The following is a 1,068-nucleotide window of genomic DNA, read 5'->3' on the forward strand; positions in this document are numbered from 1 at the left end:
GTGTGCCCCTTGGCCCTTTGAGGCCGTGGGTGAGCCTGGGTCAGGCTGTGATCTTCCAAACCCGAACAGTTGCACGGGACCTGGATCCCGCACTGGCAAGGAAGGGTCGCAAGATGACACAGGATGGAGCGTTTGTCGGCATTGATGTGAGCAAGGCCAGGCTGGATGTCGCCGTCACGACCGGCGAGGTCTGGTCGGTCGGCAACGACCGGGCGGGCTGGACCGAACTGATCGGCCGGCTCGGGACGATCGGCGCTGACGCCATAGGTCTGGAGCCCTCGGGCGGCTACGAGCGGGGTGCGATCGAGGCCCTGACCGGGGCCGGCCTGCCCGTGCGGCGGGTGGAGGCCGGCCGGGTCCGCGCCTTCGCCGGCATCCTGGGCCTCAAGGCAAAGACCGATCGGATCGACGCGATGTTGATCGCCCGCTTCGTCCAGACCCTGCCGGGCCGGGCCGTCGAGCCAGACGCGCGCTCCCGGGCGCTGGCCGAGCTGGTCGATGCCCGCCGGGCCCTGTGCGAGGAACAGGTCCGGATCCGGAACCAGACCGAACAGGTGCGCGATCTCATGCTGCGCCGGATGGCCGTTCGCCGTCTGAACCGGATGAAGGCCGACGTCCTCCTGCTGGAGAAGCGTCTGACCGACGTCGTCGCCGCCGATCCCGAACTGGCCGACCGCGACCGCCGCATGCGCTCGGTTCCGGCCGTCGGCCCCGTGCTGAGCTGGACCCTGATGGCCCACCTGCCGGAACTGGGCCGGCTGAGCCACAAACAGATCGCCGCCCTCGTCGGCGTCGCCCCCTACGATCGCCAGAGCGGAACCCTCAAGGGCCGCGGCATGATCCGGGGCGGACGCGCCGTCGTGCGCAACGTCGCCTACATGGCCGCCCTGATCGGCGCCCGATACAACCCCGTCCTCAAGGCTATGAAGCAGCGGCTCGCCGACAAGGGAAAACCCGGCAAGGTCATCCTCGTCGCCCTCATCAACAAGCTCATGACCCTGCTTAACGCCATCGTCCGCGACCGCTCCGAATGGAGAACCGCAACCCGATGACGAACACAGTTGCTCA

General features: G+C 68.4%; 1 protein-coding gene. It reads left to right on the plus strand.

What is annotated here, in order from left to right; genetic code table 11:
- Nucleotides 1–113 precede the first annotated feature (113 nt).
- The gene (locus ACP7A5_RS17945; RefSeq protein ID WP_426043162.1) at nucleotides 114–1,052 is read left to right on the plus strand and encodes an IS110 family transposase; all 939 of its coding nucleotides are present in this window, start codon (nucleotides 114–116) and stop codon (nucleotides 1,050–1,052) included.
- Nucleotides 1,053–1,068 lie beyond the last annotated feature (16 nt).

The organism is Brevundimonas sp. TWP2-3-4b1 (assembly GCF_049897665.1).
In the GTDB taxonomy this organism is placed as follows: Bacteria; Pseudomonadota; Alphaproteobacteria; order Caulobacterales; family Caulobacteraceae; genus Brevundimonas; species Brevundimonas subvibrioides_B.

What these genes read in the sequence shown, in the direction of transcription:
- ACP7A5_RS17945 (WP_426043162.1), top strand. Translation starts at nt 114, where the DNA reads ATGACACAGGATGGAGCGTTTGTCGGCATTGATGTGAGCAAGGCCAGG.